This window comes from Kitasatospora sp. NPDC059408 (assembly GCF_042751525.1).
In the GTDB taxonomy this organism is placed as follows: Bacteria; Actinomycetota; Actinomycetes; order Streptomycetales; family Streptomycetaceae; genus Kitasatospora.
On record NZ_JBHYWI010000030.1, the window covers coordinates 1 to 18,052 of the forward strand.

Sequence of the window (18,052 nt, forward strand, 5' to 3'; positions counted from 1 at the left end):
GAAGGGCCTGCGGCCGTTTCCGGTGCCTACCGGTCGGGGGTCAGACCAGGGTCCACTTCTGGTTGGCCGCGCCGGAGCAGGTCCACAGCGAGAGCGCGGAGCCGTTGGCGGTCGCCGCCTGCGTCACGTCGATGCACAGACCGGACTGGACGCCGACGACCGTGCCGTCGGCGTTGAGCCGCCACAGCTGGTTGGCGCCGCCGTTGCAGTCGTAGATGTCGATCTTGGTGCCCGGTGCCGTCTGGTTGTTGTAGGCGTCGAGGCACTTGGTGCCGCCGTAGACGGTCAGCTGGCCGCCGGGGGTGTGGGTCCACTGCTGGTTGCCGCCGCCGTTGCAGTCCCAGATGTCGGGCTGGGTGCCGTTGGCCTGGCTCGCGAACGGGAGGTCCAGGCAGCGGCCGGAAGCGGTGCCGAGCAGCGCGCCGGTGCGGAGCCACTGCTGGTTGGCCGCGCCGGAGCAGGTCCACAGGGCGATGCCGGAGCCGTTGGCGGTGGCGGCCTGCGTGATGTCGATGCACAGGCCGGACTGGAGGCCGGTCACGGTGCCGTCGGCGTTGCGACGCCACTGCTGGTTGGCGCCGCCGTTGCAGTCGTAGATGTCGATGGCCGTGCCCGGTGCCGTCTGGTTGTTGTAGGCGTCGAGGCACTTGGTGCCGCCGTAGACGGTCAGCTGGCCGGCCGGGGTGTAGGTCCACTGCTGGTTGGCGCCGCCGTTGCAGTCCCAGATGTCGGGCTGCGTGCCGTTGGCCTGGCTCGCGAACGGGACGTCCAGGCAGCGGCCGGAGCCCGCCCCGCGCAGCACGCCCGCGCTCGGGGTGGGCGGCTGGGTGCACGGCCCGGCGGCCGGGGCGCCCGCGACGTCGGAGGCCTTCAGGAAGGCCAGCCGGTGGTTGTAGCGGATCGGGTAGTAGGTGTCGCAACCCACCACCAGCGTACGGTCGTTGGGGGCGCTGCCGTCGATGTTCTGCCCGTAGTAGAAGTCGGACTGCACCGGGGCCGCGCTCGCCGCGACGTAGGACTGCCCGGCCGGCACGGCGGCGTTCAGCGGGGTGACGGCCTGCGCGGTGATCGCGGGGTACGGGAGGTACGCGGAGGCCTCGGGGTAGCTGCGCCCGTACACCGGGATGGAGGCGGCGCCGGACTTCGGGGTCAGCAGGGTCTGGCCGGGCCGGGTGTCGGCGGTCGCGCTCTGGCCGCCGGGGTTGTAGAACCAGGCCTTCTGGCCGTCGTACCAGATGGCCGTCCAGTCGCCGCTCAGGTCGGCGACGACGTAGGAGGCGCCGGTGACGGCCTTGTCGCTCCAGTCGGCGGCCCTGGTGGAGCCGCCGTTGATCAGCGGGGCGCTCGGGTCCGGGCCCGTGCGCAGGTAGACGAAGTTCTCCGGGCGGTCGGCGGTGCCGGTCACCGGGGGCTGGTTGGTGGCGTCGAAGGCCGGGGTGATGGTGACCTTGCCGCCGACCGCCGGCAGGCCGCCGATGCCCGCCTTGAGCGGGGCGCCGAGCAGGTCCATGTAGTGCGACCAGTCCCAGAACGTGCCCGGGTCCCAGTGCATCCCGGCCACGTTCGCCTGGAGCGGGCCGGGGACGTCGTCGTGGCCGATGATGTGCTGGCGGTCCAGCGGGATGCCGAAACGGGTCGCCAGGTAGCCGACCAGCGCGGCCGAGGACTGGTAGAGCTGCTCGGAGTACCAGGTCGGGCGGTCGGTCGGGAAGGCGTAGCCCTCGTGCTCGACGCCGATGCTGTGCATGTTGACGGTCTTGTTGCCCGCGTGCCAGGCCACGTTGTTCGTGTTGACCAGCTGGGTGACGTGACCGTCCGAGGAACGCACCATGTAGTGGGCGCTGGCCTGGTTGCTCGGGTTCTGGAACGCCGAGATCGAGCCGGCGAAGCCGCCCTCGGTGTCGTGGATGACGATGTACTGGATCCGGTCGCCGTCGTCCGGGCGGTTGGCCTTGGTGTAGTTGCCGTAGGACGTCGGGTCGCTCGGGTTGGTGAGCGCGTACGCGGCGGGCTGGAAGTCGCAGCCGAGCGAGGCTGGGCACTCGACGCTGCCGTCGGCCGCCGCCGCGGCGGGGGTGGCCGTGGTGGCCGTGGTGGCCGGGGCGGTGCCCGCCGGCGCGGTGTCGGCCGCCGTCGTGACGAACGCGGCGCGGGTGGCCGTGAGGGGGGCCGACGCGGCGGCCCGGGCCGCCGTGGACGGGACGCTCGGGACCGGGACCGGCGCGAGGGTGACGGTCTCGCCCTCGGCGGTCTGCCGGGAGACGCCCTTGCGCAGCGTGTCGAAGACCCGGTCGGCGAACGGGTTCGCCGCGCCCGCGTCCCCGGACCGGCTGAACCGGGCCACCGCCTGGTACCAGGCGCTCGGGTCCGCCGAGGCGGCCCGGCCGCTCTGCTTCAGGGACTCCTGCTGGTACTCGGCCAGCAGCGCCGCACCGCCGCGGACGCTCTGCGCGGCGTCCCGCTTGAGGTCGTCCGCCGGACGGTGGATCAGCGCCGCCGCCGCGTCGAGCGTGTGCAGCTCCGGGCCGTCCTCGACGGCCGGCGCGGTGGGCGTGCCGGAGACCGGTCGCGGCGGGAGGTCGTCGCCGCGGCCGTCGGCCGTGTCGGGCCCCGGACCGGCGGCCAGCGCCGCGCGGACCGCGGCCACGTCGACCTGGGTCAGGCCCATGACGTTGTAGTTGCCGGTCGTGCTCGGCGCGCCCCGGTGGGAGTCCCAGCGGGTCTCCTGGTAGGAGAGCGCGAGCAGCACGCCCTCCGGCACCCGGAACTCGGTTGCCGCCGCCCGGAACTGATCCTGCAGCGAGCCCTGCGCGGGCGCGGCGGCGGCCGCCGGGACGAACCCGAAGGCTGCGCCGGCCAGTACGGTGGCCACGGTGGCGCCGAGGGCCCGTCTGCCGCGCGGGGCGAGCGGGCGCTGTGCCGCTCTCGGTATGGAAATCAACGGAGTCTGCCGACCTTACGCTCTGTCGTGTGGAGGCCCGGGCAGGTTCTTCCGGGCCGCCGCGACGCTAGCACCCCGGGGCCGGAAACCCGGTAGTCAACCCGGCCGGGGACGGTCAGGATGAACAGGTATGACGCCCCTTCTGCTCATCGACGTCGACGGGCCCCTGAACCCCTACGCAGCCCCCGGGGAGCAGCGCCCCGACGGCTACGACACCCACCACGTCCTGCCCGATTCCTGGGTGGCGCGCCGCCGGCCGGCGCCGGGCGAGCGGGTCGAGCCGCTGCGGGTGTGGCTCAACCCGCTGCACGGGCCGGAGCTGCTGGCCCTGCCGTACGAACTGGTGTGGGCGACCACCTGGGAGAACGCACCGAGCTTGCACCTTGTTCCCGACCTGCGGAAATGAGCGAAGGTGCAAGGGGCCACGACGATGCCGTGGCCCCTTCCTTCCCCGCGCCTCCGGGGCGCGCTGGGGAGCCCTGAGCGAGTCAGTCTGCTGCTGCCAGAACACTGGGGCCCGAGAACTCCGAGGCCAGTGCGTCCATGATCAGCTCGTCGCACACCGCGCCACGCCAGTACCCGGCCTGGCGCATCGCGCCGACGTGCTTGAAGCCGGCCTTCTCATAGACGTGGACGGCGGCCTCGTTGGGCGCGAGCACCTTGAGCCAGACGGACCGAAGGTTTGCCACGTGGAACCCGAAGTCCAGCGTCAGCCGGGTTGCCGTGGCAGCGAGGCCCTTGCCGCGCGCCTCGGGCGCGATGACGAGGATGTATTCGGCGGTACGCGCGTAGTTGTCGGGCTGGAGCGTGGTCATGCCGGCGGGCACCGGATTCTCGGCGTCCGTGAGGTCGTAGACCGTGAACCTGATGTTCCTACCGGCGAGCTGCTGCTGAAGGCCCTGGGTCCGGCTCGCCAGCGACTCGGGAACCGGACGGCCGAACCCGATCAGGGAACTCGGGTCCTCCTCCCAGCGCCAGTACTGCTCAGCCAGGTCGGATCGAAGGGGGCCGAGCCCGCAGGTGCCAGCGGACAGCCAGATCATCTGTTCAACGGACATGGTGTGCTCCGGGGATGCTAAGAATCGCTGTGAACAAGCCAACTGACGTGGATTCGGCGACGGGCGTGCCGTCCACGGTCTCGATCCAGGCGTGCAACCGTATCGGGTCGGGCGCGACTCCGTGACGCCAAACCGCAGCCCTACCCGCCAGCTGGAGCAGCAGCATCGCAGCGGCCGACTCCTCCAGGCAGTTGGTCCGTCCGGGCGAGTACCAGCCCGCGCTACGTGCGGCATGAACGGCCAGTTCGGCTTCACCGGCGGTCGCTGGCGTTCTCCGCCGCGTCGTGCCGGCAGAGTGAACCAGCTTGAGAACGCGGCCCATCGCCTCATGCTCCGGGCCCGCGGCTTTGACGGCGTGGACCACAGCGAGGGCGGCCGCCGCCGCCAGCGTCTGGACACGCGGAACCGGCGGGAGCGGAGTCAGACCGGCCCGGAACTCGTCGCCGCCCCAGCTTGCCTTCGGCGCTTGCGCCTCGCGGACGGCCCGCCACGGACGGGGCCGGTCGGACTCCACCAGCAGCCCACCGCCCAACAGCGAGGCCAACAGCTTCTCCGGGAGATGTCGGGCGCTGCCGAACCTGGCCGCCTGGCGGAGAGCCGCGCCGGCCGACGCGGGAAGGGTACTCACGTGGCCGTCGCGGTAGTTCACCAGGACGACAGCATGCCCGAAGTCCACACCACGGACGTGCCCAGGCATGGTCACGAACGGAGCCGAGTCAGCCACGGTCATCCCCCTCTTGTACCTCAACCCATTGCGGGTCCGGCTCGCGGTCCAGCGACAGAAGCCACGCCTCGACGGCAAGCGTCCGGTCCAGAACCCCCATCGGCACGGGCATGCCCATTGCGGCTTGCTTCAGCACGCGGCGAAGGGCCCGGGGCTCGACCAGGCCGAGGGCGGCGAGGAATCCGTCCGCCAGGCCGAGCAGGGCATCCAGGTTTTCCCGTCGGCCGGTGTAGAAGTCGGCGTTGAACGAGCCCTTGGTACTGCGAGCGGCGAGCGGGGCCGGCAGCAGGTCACCCATCGCCCGCACCAGTTGCGGCTTGTAGGCGTACACGGGTGCACGGGCTTCGAGGGGGACGCGCAGCAGGGTGTTGACCACGCTGGCGTCCAAGAACGGGTTTCGAAGTTGGATACCAACATCCTTCGCCAGCGCGGCATCCGCCTGCGCCGTCCGGGCCACCTCACGCACCTCATCTATGACAGTGCGGACCCCGGCATCGAGCCCCTTGAGCGGGTCAGGGGCGGCGGCCACCCGCTCAATCTCCCCCCGCACTAGCGGCAGGGTTTCGGCACCTGCCCATGCCGGGATCTGCACGGCCGGGAACCAGTGGACGGTGCCGGCCGCCAAGGATGGTCCCTGACCGATCTGCGCGGCGAGTACGGACAGTGCGTCGGCCCGGGAGAGACGGGCCGCGGCGACCGCCTGCCGGAGGATGTTCGAGAGAGGCAGATGCCGGAGCCGGGCCCAGCCTGCGGCCTGGTGGAAGGCGGCCCGGAGCTGTCGGTGCCGAACAAGATCGGCAATGTGGACCGGCGGCTGCGAGCAGACGCTATCTCCGCCGTCGCCGGTCAGATGGAGCCTGGTGTCGAACTTCTCGGCCATCCATTCCAACTGCCGGAGCAGCCCGGCCCAGGCCATGGTGGATGGGGCCGGCTCATCGCCGGCGGGCACGTCGGTGATCCCGGTGTAGGGCAGGTGCTCGCGTTTCGTCGGCAGTAGGTGATGCTCGATCCTGCCGGGCATGGAGTCCGCCACGAGCCGGGCGAACCGGAGGTCGGCCCCCGACTCATCCCCTTCAGGGTGGACCGTCACGGCAACGACGCGCATGCTGTCGGGTGCTTGGCGGGCCGCCAGGAGAGTGACGGACGATGAGTCGAGCCCGCCCGACAGGTCAGTGCTGAACGGGCCGTCGCCTAAGCCCAGGCCCACCGCCTTCTCAAGCTCGACCCGGAGGCGGCCGACTGGCTCGGGGCCCGGCTGCGGTAGCCAGAGATTCGTGAGCTGGGGTGCCGTGCCCGGAGCGAGCCGGATGCGCGCGCCCGGCGGCAACTGCTCGACCTCGGAGAAGTACGACCGGCCCGCAACGAGAGCCGGGAGCAGTGGCGTGAACACCGCCGTCACGAGCCGCCGCGTATCGACCGGGGCCCGGCTGAGCCCCGCGAGGAGCCGCGCCGACGACGACCAGGCCCACCCCGAGCCGAACCGGGCAACATAGACCGGCTGCGCGGCAGCCGGGTCGGTGAAGATCACGGTCTCGTGCTCGGCCTCGCTCACCACCGCGTAGGCCCCCGGCCACCGCCACGCCAGATCGGCCGGCAGGGGCCCAGCGCCCAACGCCTTCAGATCCGCCGGCCGCGCACCGCTCAGCCCGAGGACGAAGAGTCGGCGGGCCGGGCCGCTCTCCGTGACGTAGAGCTGAGTCGGCGTCATTCCGTCCTTCCATACGCTCGACTGCGGATGCAGCCGTGTTGCTCCCAACGGGTGTGGCGTGCCCGTCGCGGAGCTGCTGAAGCCCCCGAAGGCCATGGTGGTCCTTCCCTTGGCGTCATTGGCAGAAAGCGGAGCGGTGCGGCCCCGAAGGGCCGCACCGCAGTTACAGAGGGAGGATCAGCCGGCGTACTGGTACACGAACCGCTTGCCCTCGCCGCCGTCAGCCTGGCCGCCCATGGTGAGGGCCGCCGCGTCGCCGATCACGGTCACGTCGTCGTCCTCGTCGGCCGCGATGATGGGCTCGTTCACGTTCATCTCTCGGTTCCTTCCTGCTGGGTGGTGCAACAACCCGTCGGAGATGCCGACGGAGCTTGAGCCCATGCCGGGGGACGAGGGAAGCAAATGAACGCCTCCCCGAACACGGGAGAATGTGGGGCGCCTCAGCGCCGTGTCTTCTGCGGACTGAGCGGGCAGGACGGGCGGTGGATCGCCTTGCACCGCTCGATGGAGGGGATCAGCGAAGTGAACTTCTGGCCCTCAGTCAGAGCGAGCTCACGCAGGCCCTCGCACGTCTTGCACCCGCCCGGCTTCGCGGCCTTGCTCACGCGAGTACCAGGCCCCGGGCCGAAAGGACCTGAGGCTCGGAGGCCACGGGGTCGGCGGTCAGGGCCGGATCTGCGGCGGCAACGCGGACCAGCCGCGCGAGGAGCTGATCGTCCGGAAGCACGTCGGGGCGAATGAGGAAGAAGACGGTCTTGCCGAGTCCCTTGGGCTCCCAGCCCCAGGACTGCGCGAACGACTCCACCAGGAGCAGACCGCGACCGGACTCGTCGTCTTCGCCCGCCTTGGGCATGTGGGGCAGGCGGAGCGAGCGGTCCTGCACTTCGATCTTCAGATGCTCGCCCGTCCAGATCACCTTGATCCAGCACTCGGAGCCGGCGTGCTTGAGGGCGTTGGCGACAACCTCACTCGTGCAGAGCTTGAGGTCCGAGATGCCGGCCCGGGACAGCGGCACGCCCCAGTCCTGAATGATCCGCTCGACGGTCTCCCGGGCCTGGAACACGGGGTTACTGTCCTGGGAGGTGATGTGGAACTCGACGGGGGCCGGAAGAAGGTCGGGGGACACGCGAACTCCTGTGGGTGCTTGCTCGAAACTCGTCTGGGCGACCGCGTTTCAGTCGTCGGTGGTCTTGGTGCCTGGCTGCCGCAGATGCTGACCGATGGACACCTGCGGCAGCCGGCAGGCCAAGGGCGTAAGCCCGGGGGAGCCGCTGTGCCGCTTGACTGACGACCATTCAACGACCGTTTGGGAAGCGGGAGAACCGAAGAATCCGTGCTTCCTGTCTGCAAGGCACCGGAGGATTTTGCACTTCCTTGGTACTTCTCGGCGCGCTGCTCCAGGTCCAGCTGTACGGTACGTGCATGGTGGATCACTCATCCGACATGACGTTCGCTCAGAGAGTCGAACGGGACGGCTACAGCTTCCGCGAGCTGGCCACGGAGATGAACCGCAGGCTCGAAGAGCTGACGGGCAAGCGGGGGACGTTCAGCGATCGAACGGTGTCCGATCTTGTACATGGGAGGGTGAAGCGGCCGAAGGCTGCCACGTGTGTCGCGTTAGAGGCAGTATTTGACTGCTCAGCCGAAGAACTGGGCTTCACCGCGCCAGCCGTGATCCGGTCGGCGCTGTCCCCGGAGGGCCGCGTGAAGCGACGTACATTCCTTGCCACAGCTCCCATCGCCGCCGTCGCGGCAGCCACGCCCGGCGGTGCGACCCGCTACCGAGTAGGCGCTTCCGACGCCGACCAGATGGACCGAGAGCTTGCCGCCATCATCGCCTCAGATGATCAGGGCGGAGGGACTGAAGACCTCGAACGGCGAGCTGCTGGCCTGGCGCAGCAAGCGCTCGTACTTCAGCAACAAGGAAGTGTGAGTCAGCGCATTCGCGGCCGTCTCTACTCGACTGCCGCTTCGCTGACGTCCTCAGCGATGTGGGCCGCGATCGACGGTCGCCGCCTTGAAGCCGCAGAGCTGCACCTGAACCAGGCTGTGACCCTGGCTGGTCTCTCTGGAGATCCGTCTACGCAGGTCCGGGTCTGGGGGCACGCTGCATCCCTCTACCGGCAGACCAGTAGGTTCCCGGCCGCGATGGCGGCAGAAGACGCGGCCCGCACAACGTCGATCATCCGTCGTGACCCGTTCTACGCGTCCCTGGTTCACGCCCGGATGGCCATCCACCACTCGAACGCCGGCGACGTCACCGCAATGGCCCGGAGTATCGGGTTCGCCAAGGACGCATACGGCCGTACCGATATGCATGCCCCACGACCGACCTGGACGGCCTTCTACGATGAAGCCGAACTGGAACTCCTCTCTCTGATCGCTACCTTCGAAAGCGGTCTGTGGGCAGAGGCTGAAGGGCACGCTCACCGGAACCTGTCGCTACTCCGGCCGTCGATGCAGCGCAACAGGAACCTCTCGCTGTCCTACTTGGCGAACGCGCAGCTCCGTCAGAACGAGATCGAGGCGGCCGTGGCGACTGCACAGCAGGTGCCGGCTTCTGCGGCCCGTGGTCGAACTGGGCATCTACTCAACCGCTTCAGTGCGGGCCTCGCTAAGGTCGCACCAGGTAGTCCGCACACCCGAGCCTGGACTGCTCATCGGAGGGAAGCGAATGTCTGAGACCACCTTGACCTTCCGCCACGCCACCAATGTGGAGGAAGTCCGCCAGGCCATCCTTGATCTGCATGTGGAGGTCCGCGGCGACTTCGGCCTGATGCACCTGCCGTTCTACTCGGTTGAGCGCTTCGGCGAGCGTCTGACGGGCCACTCGTCCCGGGACGGGTGGGAAGCCGTGATCGGGTACGACGGGGGCGAGCCGGTTGGTTTCTGCTATGTGGTTCCGCTCGGTCCGACAACGCAGTGGTGGTCCTCGATGATCACCCCGGTCCCCGAGGGCTTCACGACCGAGACCGGTCAGCGCACCCTGGCGTTCAACGAGATCGCTGTGCGAAGTGCCTGGCGCGGGAAGGGTGTCTCGAAGCAACTGCATGACGAAGTGATGAGCGGGCGGACCGAGGAGCGGGCAACGCTTCTGGTCGATCCGAACGCCGCTGACGGCAAGCTGAAGGCCGTTTACGAGTCGTGGGGGTACTCCGAGGCCGGAAGTCAGCAGCCCTTCTCCGACTCGCCGGTCTTCTCCGTGATGATGAAGGAACCGCTGAAATAGCAGCAACGGGGCTGGCCCCCGGAGGAATCCGGGGGCCGAACCGTTCAGACTGCTGAGCTTCGCCTGCTCGATGGTGGGTTGACCAGCAAGAGCGCCCGACCAGCAGGACTACGAGGGGGTAGGCCCTGGTGCCACCCGGTACTTCTCCTCTTCCTCCGGAGGCGGGAGCGGGACGGAGACGGACAGCTCGATGCCGGCCATGGCTCTGATCTGGTAGCCGTACCCGTGCGGGAGGGTGCCCGGCGGGGTGCCTTCGGTGCTCTTCGGTATCCACGCGCCACCGCGGAGTTGAACGGTACCGATCTGTTCGCCCAGGCCCCGGACGACTCGGTAGTGGCCGGGCCGTCCCTCGTAGGTGAGGTCGAAGACTCGGTCGTCCCATTGGCCGTCGGGCAGCAGATTGGCGGGGTGGGGTTGCAGCGGGGTGTCCTTCCGTTCGGGCAGCTGAGGGTGAGGGCGGGGTCTGGTGCCAGCGGCCGGCAGGGCCGGTCGAGCAGTGGTGAGCGGAGGCCGCGGGGGTGGGCTCTGGTGTCCGCTCGCCGATCTCGACTCCGTCGGCGAGCAACTGCCGCACGGCGGCCTCGGCGTGGTGATCGTATTGGTGGCGGGAGTGGAAGTGGCCGTTCTCCCGGATCTCGTACGTGTCGGCCGGGAAGTCAGTGGTGTTGAGGGTGACGACGAGTCGGCGGTCGTGGCCGGCACCCACCGCGGACTACGTCAGGTCGATGTCCTGTCCGCTTCGGGCCCGCTCAGCGCGTTCGCGCTCAGCCTGCTCGTCGGCCCGGAGCTGGCGCTTGGCTGCGCGCTCGACCTGGTACTCGCGCTCGGCCCGCTCGCGGAGCCGCTGAAGCTCGGCGCTGGTCTCGGCGTGGCGGCGTTCCATCTCCACCTGCCGCTGACGGGCGGCTTCCTTGCGCCGTTGGTCCTCCTCGCCACCTGGCAGCGGGGGTAGGGCCTGGGGTTCGTGGCGGGCGGGCCACGGCTCGGCGAGGTGGGTGCGGTGGTGTCGCCAGATGGTGAGCATGGCGCGGCCGTCGGCGGTGGCGACCACGTCCCCGTTCTCCTCCTGGCGGAGGAACCCGGCGGCGATCACCAGCTCGACCACGCGGCGGCGTACTCGGCGGCCCTTGGCGTCGATGCGGGCCCCGGCGGGGACGAGGCGGTAGCCGCTGCCGTCCCACCACACTCCGCTGTAGTCCTCCCCGGTGGCCGCTGCGACGAGGGCGTGTACTCGGGTGGTCCACCCGGAGTTCTCGCGGGCTTCGCGGGTGCGCTCGGCTGCGACGAACCTGCGGAACTCACCTTCGTGCTCGTCGGCGTGGAGGCGGGCAATGTGGTGGGCGTCGTCGTCGCGGTGGTGGTGGTCGTCGCCGACCTGGGCGGGGCGCCCTGCGTACCGGTCGCCGCAGTCCAGGCACCAGACTGCCCCACCCCCACCGGAGAGGCCGGCGGGGCCGACGCCGACCGGGCACGCGATGCGCAGCCCCCACTCCAGGGCGGTCCCGCCTCCGGGTATCCAGGGGGCGCGGGCGGGGGTGGTCACTGGGGTCTCCTGGGGGTGGGGCCTGTGGTCAGGCTGGGCGGTGGAGGGGGGGTAGTACGGCGGAAGGGTGGTGTCGTTAGTGTCATTTTTTTTGACACTCTTAAAAAGATCTATAAACAGCACTCTTACGGTGGAACTCAATGCCAACCGGGCTCTGACACCCGGCACTTCGACACCGACCCCACCCCGGGGGGGCAGGGTGGGGCCTGGTGTCGGCGGGCTCAGCCGTGAACGGTGGCCAGGTGCCGCTTGCGGGTCTCGTCGGTGTAGCCCTTGGCGGTGTTGCGGGTGGTCCACCCGCACGTGCAGGTGGCGGTGGAGTACGCCCGCCCGGGGCACCCTTCGGTCAGTGGCCTGCCCGTGCTGGTGTGCTTGTGACTGGGCGGGCACTCGGAGCCGTCGGCGTGGTGGTCGGTGCGGGGAGCCTTGAACTTGGCCGCGGGGGTGGTGTCCTTCGGCCGGCGGGCGCGGGGCGGGGCCTGGTGCCCGTTGCTGCGGCGGTTGATGGCCTCTTCCTGGGCGTCCCACTCGGCTTCGGTCAGAGCGTCACTGACGAGCACGGGCTCGGTGTGGTCGAACCACTTCGTCCGGTCGGCCGTGATGATGCGCTCGGCCTCGGCCTCGGCGGCTTCAGGGCTGGAGGCGAGGACGGTCACCAGGTGCACGTCGATCACGTCCACGGCGACGATGTACTTGGGCATGCTGCGGTTCTCCTGGGGGCTCGGGGTGGGGCCTGGTGCCAGCGGCCGGCCGCTGGCGGGGGTGGGCTCTGGTGCCTACGCGGCCTTCACCGGCTTCTCGGCGGGCAGCGAGGCGACCAGGGCCAGCAGGACGGCCTCGGCCATGTCGGGAGTGAGGTGCGAGCACGTGATCTCGATGCCGCTGAAACGGGCGCGGCTGACCTTGACCTCGGCGTGGGGCGAGGTCCAAGAGGTCCCGGGGCCCTGGTTCCACCGCAGGGTGCGGGTGTTGTCCTCGCCGTTGCGCCGGGTCGCTTCGCCGGGCGGCTGGCCGATGGTGAGCGGCACGGCCTTCAGTCGGCGGGCCACGGTGGTGACCTCGTGGACGTCGGCCAGGTGCCGATGCTGCCTGGTGCTCATCTCCGCGACTGCCGCGTCCAGGGTGGGCAGCAGCCGCCGCTGGATGTCCTGGGCGACCTGGGCCGGGGTCTTGGCCCGGGTGACGGTGATGTCCCCGGCCTCCAAGTCGTGGCGGTAGTAGTAGGTGTTGGCGTCGGGGAGCACGCCGTGCACCCACCACCGGCCTTGGCGCAGGCGTTCCTGCTGGATCAGGATGCGGGCCCCGTCTTCGGTGCGGACGAGTTCGACGCAGGGGTGCCAGTCGGGTATCCGGCGCGGTTCGACGGTCCACTCGGCGGCACCGAGGGCCTGGGCAAGCCCTTCGGCGAGCGTCAGCAACTCGGCGCGCAGGGGGGCCAGGGCGTCCTGCGGGTTGTGCGCGGTCATAGGGTCCGTTCGTCGGTGGTCGGGGGTGGGGCCTGGGGTCTGGCCGGGCCTCGGCACGGTCCGGACGATCGTCCGGGCCGCACCGGGGCGGGTCAGGCCGCCAGTTCGGTGCTGCTGACGAGCAGGCCGGGCAGGCAGTCCTGGAGGAGGGCGGGGACCATCCGGACGTGGTCGCCTTCACGGGCCCAGTCCGAGCCGACGGGACCGGTGCGGTAGATGGCGAACGCCTCGCCTCCATCGGCCGGGACGACGGAGCGGGCGGTGAGCCCGGCCCAGCCGAGTCCGGCCTGCTGCGGGTTCACCTCGCTGGCGACGCCGTACCGCACCCGGCCGTTGGCCTCGGTCCAGCGCTGCCAGCCCCGGCCCTTGCTGCGGACCTTGCTGGGCTGCGGGATGCGCCGGGAGTCGGCCCCGATCTTCACGGCCTTGCCGGGCCCGCTGGCGGTGGGCACGTCCAGGGCGAGCTGCACGGCCTTGGTGTGCTTGTTCTGCGCGCCGCGCTGGTTGGCCGGGGTGGTGACGACGACAGGCTTCTTCTCGCCGGGCAGGCGGAGCGTGGTGGTGAGGGCGGCGGGGGCGGGCACTGGTGTCTCCTGCGGTGGTGCGGGGGTGGGGCCTGGTGTCAGCGGTGAGGTCAGACGGTCTCCAGCAACTCCGCGTCGTAGACGGTCGGTTCGTGGCCGTGGATGTAGGCGTCGCTGCGGGCGTCGCTCTCGAAGGCGGCGAGGGCTTCGGCCTCGGCGGCCTCGTAGTCGTCGGCTTCCACGACGAAGCGGAAGGTCTCGGTGTTGTCGATGTGGACGGTGAAGCGGGGCACAGCGGTCTCCTGCGGGTGGTGCGGGGGTGGGGGCTGGGGTCCGGCTGGCATCGGGGCGGCTCGATGCCGGCCGGGGGTGGGGCCTGGTGTCAGCGGCCCTCGTGCGAGATCCACCAGTCGGTGTGGCCGGTCGCGTAGGCGAACCACTCGCCGTCGTCGCCGCTCAGGCCGACGGCTTCGGCCCAGGCCCGGTAGCCCGCGCGGCTGAGCCGCCAGCCGCGCATCCGGCTCGCGTCCTCGGCTCCCTTGCCGTAGGCCCGGCTGTCGGCGGTCCACCCGGGCATCTCTTCCGCGAGGTTGACCCACTGAGCCCGGATCACCGGCCGCCACACCACGCGGACGGTGCGGCCGGGGCGGGGCCACTCGACGGTGACCGCTCCGCCCGCCTCCGGGGTGACGGTCGCGCCGTGGTGGACGGAGTGGCGGGCGAGCCGCTGGGCCAGGACGTGCGGGCTGGTGCTCGGGCTGTCGTCCTCCGTGGCGTACGCCTTCGCGCCGGTCATCGCGGCGTGGTCGCCGAGCTGGACCTGAAGGGCTTCGTACTGGTCGCGGGTGTTCATCGGTGTTCCGTTCCGTGGAGAGGGGGTGGGGCCTGGTGTCAGCGGCTCAGGAGGAGGCGGAGCACGTCCGTCCTGATGTCCGCGAGTTCCGCGCGCAGCGTGGTGTTCGAGGCGGTGACGGCGGCGACGCGGGCGCGCAGCTCGTCCAGCTCGGCGGGGTCTATCTCGAAGTCGTCCGGATCAGTCACAGCGGGATGCCGCCGACGCGCCGGCCGATCGGGTGGGCCCTGGTGTACTCGGCGCGGGCGGCCTGTCCGGCGCGGGTGACCCGCCAGTACTCGGCCACGGCCCCGGGGGTGAGGTATCCGGCCTCGGCGAGTCGCCGAGCGTCGGTGCCGTCGGGGTCGGCGACGTCGGCCCCGATCTGGTCGAGGAAGGCCCAGTGGGAGAGCAGCGCGAAGTCCTTGGGGCTGATCACCGGCCGCCCTCCATCTCGCAGATGAGAGCTTCGAGTTCGGCGGTGAGGTCGAGCAGCAGTTCCCGGCAGTTGTGGGCGCGGTCGGTGTCCATCTCGTCGTAGTCGCCCATGTAGCGGTCTTCGGCGGGCTGGTCGTCGCAGTCCGGGTCGTAGGTCGGGATGCACTCGTGGAAGGTGGCTTCCCAGTCGGCTTCGTTGCGCCGGACGCGGTCAACGAGCGATTGCAGCTGGGCGGTGGACATGGCGCTGTTCCTTCGGTTCGGGTGAGGGGGTGGAGCCTGGTGTCAGCGGGCGCGGACCGTGTTCACCGCTGCCACTCCAGGCCGTCCAGGTTGGGGCTGTAGCCGATCAGCCGGAGGTTGGCGTAGATCCGGGCGGCACCTACCGCCGCCATGGCGTCGCGCGGGTGGCGGTAGGTGCGGCAGTACCGGCGGCCGGTCCCGGTGTCCTGCCAGGAAACGACGTAGTCCCCGCCGTTGGCCGTGTCGGCAACCAGCGCGACCGGCTGTCCGGCTTGCCACATGACCAGTGCGTAGGGGGCGGTGGTGAGGTCCCGGGCCAGGGTGTAGACCACGGCGGCCCGGTCGGTGTCCTCCAGTTCCTCCAGGACGTCCCACGCGGCACCGCGCGCGGCCGGGTGGACGGTGCTGCGGCCGGACCGCATGAACCCGGCCCAGTCTCCGGCGGGTTCCAACAGGTCAAGGGTGTAGGTGGTGGTGCTCACGGTGGCGCTTCCTTCAGTTCGGGTGGGGGGTGGGCTCTGGTGCCAGAGCGGCCACGGCAGGGGCCGGGGTGTCCGGCCGCTACCGAAGCGGCTCAGACCTCCAGGCCAGTCAACGCGGCGTCGATCGGGCTCATGGCGTTGGTGATCAGCCGGTTCAGGTGGTCCCCGGCGTCCCGGCCGCAGTCGGCGCAGCTGATCGTGGCTGCTTCGATCCCGACGCCGTACACGTCCAGGGCGGGGGTTCCGTCGGCACGGCGGGTGACGTTGAACCACAGGGGCGCTGCCGCTTCGATCAGGCCGCCGCACTCCTCACACGCGAACTGGTCGGTGGTGGCGTAGATTTCGGGGTCGGGGAGGTCTGCGACCAGCGAGGTGAACGTCTCGTCCACGTTGGCGGGGGTGGGGTTCGGGGTGTTCTCGGGCATGGCTGTCTCCAGGAGTGGCGGTGAGGGGGTGGCGCCTGGTGTCTGTGCACCCATGGCGGGGGCCCGGCGGGGGCGCTGGGCCTCACCAAGGGGGCACAGCTCAGAGGGTCCGGAAGACGTGCCCGCTGGCGGTGTGGGAGTAGTCGCACTCCCACGCGATCATGTCCAGCTCGGGACGCCACCCCCGGCAACTCTCCATCGCCGCGCGGTACTCGTCGTCCATCTCCATGAGCTGGTCATGGGCGAAGTCCTCCAGGCTCTCCCACTCGCCCGCGTAGGCGTCTTCGAAGGTCTCGACGGCGTACTCGGCGTTGCCGACGAGTGCGGCGTAGGCGGTGAGGGCTTCGAGCTCTGCGACGACTCCGGCGTCTTCAGCAAGCTCGGTCAGGTAGTCAGCGGTGCGGCTCACGGGGGTCTCTCTCGGGTCGGTGCGGTGGGAGTCGGGGCGGGGGCGGTCAGACCGTGTGCGGGCCGTCGAAAAGCTCATCGAGCAGGAGGTCTAGGCCGGTCTCCCCTTCGGCGCGCATGTCGCGGAAGGCGTCGAACATCGCGTGCACGTCCTCGGGGTGGTCCATCCCGAGCTTGGCGAGACGGGGCCAGTAGCCGGACAGGCGGATCATGTCGGCGCGGGTCATGGTGGTACTTCCGTTCTGTGGTGCGGTAGTTGGAGGGGGTGGGGCCTGTTGCCTACGCGGCCCGGCCGTACACGGCGCGGTAGCCCTGCCGGGAGCCGCGCACGATGGCCCGGACGTCCTCGCGGTACGCGGCCCCCTGCTGAGTGGCGTAGCCGTCGAGGTAGGGCAGGAGAACGGCGGTCAGCGGCTTGCCCTGGCCGTAGAGGGTGCGGGCCCGGGTCACGTCGCCGTCTGCCGGTACCCAGACGGAGGTTTCGACCGGGCGCGTCACTTCCAACGCGCAGTCACGGCACAGGGGTTCGCCGCTCCGGGCGGTCATCGGGGTCAGCCAGTCGTCACAGTCGGAGCACTGCGCGTACCCCATGCCGGACAGGGCCTCTTCCACCATGTCCATGGTGATGCAACCGAGTTGGGGGCAGGGCAGTTCGCGCAGCACGTCCGCGCCGTCCACCCCGTCGGGCAGGGTGAGGGGTGACCCCTCCACCTCCTCCACCATGGCTTCCCACTCGCGTTCGCCGTGGTCCGTCTCGTCCAAGATCGGGTAGCCGTGCAGCGCTGCCGTGACGCGCTCGGCCACCGCGACGGCGGCCGGGTTGTCCGCGTCGTACATGAGCCAACCCGTGTCGTCCCACGCTTCGCCGATCGGCCCGCACTCCTCCTCGAACCAGCGCTTGGCGGCTGCGTAGTTGGACGCCGCGAGTACCTGTTCCGCCTCGGTGGCGTACCAGTGGTCCCCGTCCTCCAGGAACCCCGAGACGTCCATCACCAGGGCTATCCGGGCCCAGCCGCCCGCTTCGGCTGCTTCGAGTAGGTTCCGCGCGGTGTCGTACCGCGCTCCGAACTGGTCTACGGCGTCGGCGAGTTCGGGGGCGAGTGTGGCGTTCATGGTGCGTTCCTTGCCGTGGTGCGGGTGGTGGTGGCGAGCCAGTCGCAGGCGTAGGCCGCGCCCTGGTCGCAGGCGTCTTGCATGCCGGTTGCCCACCCGTCGTTGAAGGCTTCGACCTGCACGGATTCGGGCACGGCCGTTTGGGCGGTCGAGTGGCCGACCAGCCACCCGCCGACGGCGGTTGCGGCGGACAGGGTGAGCGCGGCGAGGGCGAGGCGGGGGTTCATCGCGGGTTCTCCGAGGGTTGAGCCGGGGCGGTTAGCGGCGGTTGCGGCGCGGACGGCGGCCGGTGATCTCGGCGCGGTCGCGGTCGTAGCTGTTCGCCGGGGCGGGGGCGACGGTCACGGGCTCCGGCTCGGCGGCCTGTGCCGGGCCCTGTACGGCTCGCTTCACGAGGTCGGGCACCTGCCGGACCCAGTGGGCGACAAGGGCCGCCAGGAGGGCCGCCGCGAGCCCGCCACCCCAGTTGTGGGTCTGCCACGGCGACCCGGCCAGCAGCATGACCAGCCCCAGGGCGGCGGGGGTGAGGTGGTTACGCATCGTGATCTCGTTTCGGTTGGTCCGTCGTTTGCAGGACCAACACTGCGGCACACCACCACCGAAAGTCCAACGGTGATTGAGTGATGCGCATCACACATAGTCGAGTGCTCGATCTCGCCAAGTCGGAAGACGCGCGCTCGCGTGAAGCGAAGCTAATTCCCTTGCTGTACAAGCGAATTGGCGACCGTCTGCCATCGGTTTGCCAGTCGTCGCAGGGTGATCCGGGGGGTGCCTCCCGCGCGCGTTCCTTTATTGCCCGGAGCGTCATAGCAGTCGAGATCCGATACGAACGCCGGCCGACTCCTTCTTCTGGATCATCTACACAGCGTGACCAGCAGGGATGAACACTCTGCCACGCACTGATTGCGGAGAGTGAGG

General features: G+C 70.3%; 25 protein-coding genes. 3 read left to right on the forward strand and 22 right to left on the reverse strand.

Going from position 1 to position 18,052, the window contains the following annotated elements:
* Positions 1 to 40: 40 nt before the first annotated feature.
* Entirely contained in the window at positions 41 to 2,872 is a 2,832-nt protein-coding gene (locus ACFXDE_RS20915) for a ricin-type beta-trefoil lectin domain protein (RefSeq protein ID WP_380496234.1), read from the reverse strand.
* Positions 2,873 to 3,071: 199 nt separating this feature from the next.
* Here ACFXDE_RS20915 and ACFXDE_RS20920 point away from each other — a divergent pair, with 199 nt between their 5' ends.
* Positions 3,072 to 3,347 (forward strand): hypothetical protein, encoded by a 276-nt coding sequence (locus ACFXDE_RS20920; protein ID WP_380496236.1) that lies wholly within the window; start codon positions 3,072 to 3,074, stop codon positions 3,345 to 3,347.
* Between the two features lie 82 nt (positions 3,348 to 3,429).
* Here the strand turns inward: ACFXDE_RS20920 and ACFXDE_RS20925 are convergent, their stop codons facing one another.
* From ACFXDE_RS20925 to ACFXDE_RS20945, 5 genes are all read right to left on the reverse strand, one after another.
* Positions 3,430 to 3,999, reverse strand: coding sequence for a GNAT family N-acetyltransferase (locus ACFXDE_RS20925; RefSeq protein WP_380496238.1), 570 nt, complete (start codon positions 3,997 to 3,999; stop codon positions 3,430 to 3,432).
* Positions 3,989 to 4,729 carry a lasso peptide biosynthesis B2 protein gene (locus tag ACFXDE_RS20930; protein ID WP_380496241.1) on the reverse strand — a complete coding sequence of 247 codons (741 nt, stop codon included), beginning with the start codon at positions 4,727 to 4,729 and terminating at the stop codon, positions 3,989 to 3,991. Before ACFXDE_RS20930 ends, ACFXDE_RS20925 begins: the two co-directional genes overlap by 11 nt.
* The gene (locus ACFXDE_RS20935; RefSeq protein ID WP_380496243.1) at positions 4,716 to 6,527 is read right to left on the reverse strand and encodes an albusnodin/ikarugamycin family macrolactam cyclase; all 1,812 of its coding nucleotides are present in this window, start codon (positions 6,525 to 6,527) and stop codon (positions 4,716 to 4,718) included. Before ACFXDE_RS20935 ends, ACFXDE_RS20930 begins: the two co-directional genes overlap by 14 nt.
* Before the next feature lie 81 nt (positions 6,528 to 6,608).
* On the reverse strand, positions 6,609 to 6,746 hold the full coding sequence (locus ACFXDE_RS20940; RefSeq protein ID WP_380496245.1) for a hypothetical protein: 138 nt from the start codon (positions 6,744 to 6,746) through the stop codon (positions 6,609 to 6,611).
* Positions 6,747 to 7,032: 286 nt separating this feature from the next.
* A complete protein-coding gene (locus ACFXDE_RS20945; protein WP_380496247.1) occupies positions 7,033 to 7,557 on the reverse strand; it encodes an ATP-binding protein in 525 nt (174 codons plus the stop codon).
* Positions 7,558 to 7,853: 296 nt separating this feature from the next.
* On the opposite strand from ACFXDE_RS20945, the gene ACFXDE_RS20950 reads away from it, so the two are divergent.
* Positions 7,854 to 9,113 carry a hypothetical protein gene (locus ACFXDE_RS20950; RefSeq protein WP_380496250.1) on the forward strand — a complete coding sequence of 420 codons (1,260 nt, stop codon included), beginning with the start codon at positions 7,854 to 7,856 and terminating at the stop codon, positions 9,111 to 9,113.
* Complete coding sequence (locus tag ACFXDE_RS20955) at positions 9,106 to 9,660, forward strand: GNAT family N-acetyltransferase (RefSeq protein WP_380496253.1); 555 nt, start codon at positions 9,106 to 9,108, stop codon at positions 9,658 to 9,660. The genes ACFXDE_RS20950 and ACFXDE_RS20955 overlap by 8 nt, the downstream gene beginning before the upstream one ends.
* 712 nt (positions 9,661 to 10,372) lie before the next feature.
* Here ACFXDE_RS20955 and ACFXDE_RS20960 read toward each other — a convergent pair.
* From ACFXDE_RS20960 to ACFXDE_RS21035, 16 genes are all read right to left on the reverse strand, one after another.
* Entirely contained in the window at positions 10,373 to 11,203 is an 831-nt protein-coding gene (locus ACFXDE_RS20960) for a hypothetical protein (RefSeq protein WP_380496255.1), read from the reverse strand.
* Positions 11,204 to 11,424: 221 nt separating this feature from the next.
* Entirely contained in the window at positions 11,425 to 11,904 is a 480-nt protein-coding gene (locus tag ACFXDE_RS20965) for a hypothetical protein (protein ID WP_380496257.1), read from the reverse strand.
* A gap of 75 nt (positions 11,905 to 11,979) precedes the next feature.
* Positions 11,980 to 12,669: a hypothetical protein gene (locus ACFXDE_RS20970; protein WP_380496259.1), complete on the reverse strand. Its 690-nt coding sequence runs from the start codon at positions 12,667 to 12,669 to the stop codon at positions 11,980 to 11,982.
* A gap of 92 nt (positions 12,670 to 12,761) precedes the next feature.
* Positions 12,762 to 13,253: a hypothetical protein gene (locus tag ACFXDE_RS20975; RefSeq protein ID WP_380496261.1), complete on the reverse strand. Its 492-nt coding sequence runs from the start codon at positions 13,251 to 13,253 to the stop codon at positions 12,762 to 12,764.
* Between the two features lie 50 nt (positions 13,254 to 13,303).
* Positions 13,304 to 13,486, reverse strand: a complete 183-nt coding sequence (locus tag ACFXDE_RS20980) for a hypothetical protein (RefSeq protein WP_380496264.1) — start codon at positions 13,484 to 13,486, stop codon at positions 13,304 to 13,306.
* A gap of 89 nt (positions 13,487 to 13,575) precedes the next feature.
* Positions 13,576 to 14,046: a hypothetical protein gene (locus ACFXDE_RS20985; RefSeq protein ID WP_380496266.1), complete on the reverse strand. Its 471-nt coding sequence runs from the start codon at positions 14,044 to 14,046 to the stop codon at positions 13,576 to 13,578.
* Positions 14,047 to 14,084: 38 nt separating this feature from the next.
* The gene (locus ACFXDE_RS20990; protein WP_380496268.1) at positions 14,085 to 14,234 is read right to left on the reverse strand and encodes a hypothetical protein; all 150 of its coding nucleotides are present in this window, start codon (positions 14,232 to 14,234) and stop codon (positions 14,085 to 14,087) included.
* On the reverse strand, positions 14,231 to 14,464 hold the full coding sequence (locus ACFXDE_RS20995; RefSeq protein WP_380496270.1) for a hypothetical protein: 234 nt from the start codon (positions 14,462 to 14,464) through the stop codon (positions 14,231 to 14,233). The genes ACFXDE_RS20990 and ACFXDE_RS20995 overlap by 4 nt, the downstream gene beginning before the upstream one ends.
* Positions 14,461 to 14,706, reverse strand: coding sequence for a hypothetical protein (locus ACFXDE_RS21000; RefSeq protein WP_380496272.1), 246 nt, complete (start codon positions 14,704 to 14,706; stop codon positions 14,461 to 14,463). The genes ACFXDE_RS20995 and ACFXDE_RS21000 overlap by 4 nt, the downstream gene beginning before the upstream one ends.
* A 62-nt stretch (positions 14,707 to 14,768) precedes the next feature.
* Positions 14,769 to 15,188 carry a hypothetical protein gene (locus tag ACFXDE_RS21005; RefSeq protein WP_380496274.1) on the reverse strand — a complete coding sequence of 140 codons (420 nt, stop codon included), beginning with the start codon at positions 15,186 to 15,188 and terminating at the stop codon, positions 14,769 to 14,771.
* A 92-nt stretch (positions 15,189 to 15,280) separates the two neighbouring features.
* Complete coding sequence (locus ACFXDE_RS21010; RefSeq protein WP_380496276.1) at positions 15,281 to 15,613, reverse strand: hypothetical protein; 333 nt, start codon at positions 15,611 to 15,613, stop codon at positions 15,281 to 15,283.
* Positions 15,614 to 15,713: 100 nt separating this feature from the next.
* A complete protein-coding gene (locus ACFXDE_RS21015; protein WP_380496278.1) occupies positions 15,714 to 16,022 on the reverse strand; it encodes an antirestriction protein ArdA in 309 nt (102 codons plus the stop codon).
* 46 nt (positions 16,023 to 16,068) lie between these two features.
* Positions 16,069 to 16,248, reverse strand: coding sequence for a hypothetical protein (locus ACFXDE_RS21020; RefSeq protein WP_380496280.1), 180 nt, complete (start codon positions 16,246 to 16,248; stop codon positions 16,069 to 16,071).
* Positions 16,249 to 16,300: 52 nt separating this feature from the next.
* Positions 16,301 to 17,134 carry a hypothetical protein gene (locus tag ACFXDE_RS21025; protein WP_380496282.1) on the reverse strand — a complete coding sequence of 278 codons (834 nt, stop codon included), beginning with the start codon at positions 17,132 to 17,134 and terminating at the stop codon, positions 16,301 to 16,303.
* A complete protein-coding gene (locus tag ACFXDE_RS21030; protein ID WP_380496284.1) occupies positions 17,131 to 17,361 on the reverse strand; it encodes a hypothetical protein in 231 nt (76 codons plus the stop codon). The genes ACFXDE_RS21025 and ACFXDE_RS21030 overlap by 4 nt, the downstream gene beginning before the upstream one ends.
* Positions 17,362 to 17,392: 31 nt before the next feature.
* Positions 17,393 to 17,674, reverse strand: coding sequence for a hypothetical protein (locus ACFXDE_RS21035; RefSeq protein ID WP_380496287.1), 282 nt, complete (start codon positions 17,672 to 17,674; stop codon positions 17,393 to 17,395).
* Positions 17,675 to 18,052: the final 378 nt, after the last annotated feature.